General features: G+C 28.9%; 2 protein-coding genes. Both read right to left on the bottom strand.

Annotated elements, in window-relative coordinates:
* Positions 1-265: 265 nt before the first annotated feature.
* Positions 266-1,192, bottom strand: coding sequence for a LicD family protein (locus NATSA_RS15270; protein WP_210513484.1), 927 nt, complete (start codon positions 1,190-1,192; stop codon positions 266-268).
* A 215-nt stretch (positions 1,193-1,407) separates the two neighbouring features.
* Positions 1,408-1,633, bottom strand: a 226-nt coding sequence (locus NATSA_RS15275) for a hypothetical protein (RefSeq protein WP_210513485.1), incomplete at its 5' end; no start/stop codon positions are given.

Consider the following 1,633-nt stretch of genomic DNA (forward strand, 5'->3'; position numbering starts at 1 on the left):
TTTGTGCCGGCTTGTAGTCCAGAAGAAGCAACGATGCGATTCGTTCACGATCATAGTGGGTGAGTCGTTTGTGTGTTTCCATAGCGCAAGATCTCCATTTGTTGGAAATGTTGCGTTAGAAACTTGAAACCGCCATTCATTTGTTCTGATATCTATTGTATGTTTCCAACAGTTTTTTATGCTTTTTTTTTTGCTTATATTCTGCTACATTAGCTTTCTATTCTTTTTTTTTACATTTTTATACTCTTTTATAGAGTAGTACATTTCACATTATTTGACTTTCTTTTTTATTAATTTTATTTTGTGATCTGTGCCACTTACTATTTCTTATATACCATTCTTTACCATACACTTCTTCAAGGTAAGAGTAATAATCCTTAGGCGCTAGCACATCTATACCTTCAAATGACACATGCGTCAAGTTTTTATAATATCTTATTGGTATCGCTTGTTTATCATTATTTTTACACATTTTTTTTTTATTTTTTCTTATATATTTTTCTTCCATATTTTTACTAATCCTATAAATAATATTTATTTTACATATATAGTATGTTAGTTTTTTCACTAATAATAATATATAATTTATACTATTTTTCTTTTTGTTGCTGTGCAATCGTTTCTTATCTACCCCTACCCTAAACAAGTGCTTGTCATATTTTGAGTCATCAACTATATAATACTTATCAGATATAATACCTTCTTTATCCATTATTAATTTTATTATTTTTGATGCTTCGTAATACGGATACTTATTCCATTTATTGTTTTTTGTAACGAATTTAACTATTCGCTCTAAGATACTCCATTTGTCCACATTATAACTCACAAATGCATAATTATCATTAAAGTGATATGTATGTATGTCAATTGTATATGCTCCATTCATTATATCTTTATGAATTAACTTTACCCTATCATTTGATGTTTTATCAATTATAAAGCCCATGCTTTTTAATTCTTCATCTATGTATTTAGCATGTTTTTTGTAATCATCATACCATATCCCAATATCTATTTCCGAATCCCATGGTATAAATCCTCCTTCTCGTACAGCTCCCAAGAGAGTACCATATTCTATCCAGTATACTATATTATTTTTATTAAATAGATTTATTATATGCGTAAAACACCTTGTTATCTTATCCTTATTTTTGTTTATATCAATCTCTATGATTTTAGTATTTCTCATAATTTATTTAATTGTCTGATTTTTGTACTTTATATTCAATAAATACCTTTTTATATCTATTCTTCACAATATGCAATATATTTTTAATAGGTTATGACCACCCTATCTGTTTAGTAAGCACAGTGGAGTTCCTGTTGATTTAAATGATATTGGAGAAACAGCCATTGACAACGTGAAGAGGTAACAATGGATAGTACTAACATTTTTTTTCTTCTTCAATTGCATTTGACAGATATCACACTCCTAGTGTACTTGTATTGCAAATCATATATCTCTAATCCTCTAATCTGCAAACTTTCATTTTTTATAAATATTACCTGATTCCGTGAATTTATCCGATTATTATCAAAAATATGCACAGTTTGCCCTGACGCTGTCACAAAATGCTGTCTGGCAGCCCGTTCTTCATTATCAAGGTGTGCTCTTGCGGTAAAATATAGC

The sequence above is a fragment of the Natronogracilivirga saccharolytica genome (assembly GCF_017921895.1).
GTDB classification, from domain to species: Bacteria; Bacteroidota; Rhodothermia; order Balneolales; family Natronogracilivirgulaceae; genus Natronogracilivirga; species Natronogracilivirga saccharolytica.

Bases quoted from the DNA above. Each gene is read 5' to 3' on its own strand.
- NATSA_RS15270 (WP_210513484.1), bottom strand. From the start codon at position 1,192: ATGAGAAATACTAAAATCATAGAGATTGATATAAACAAAAATAAGGAT.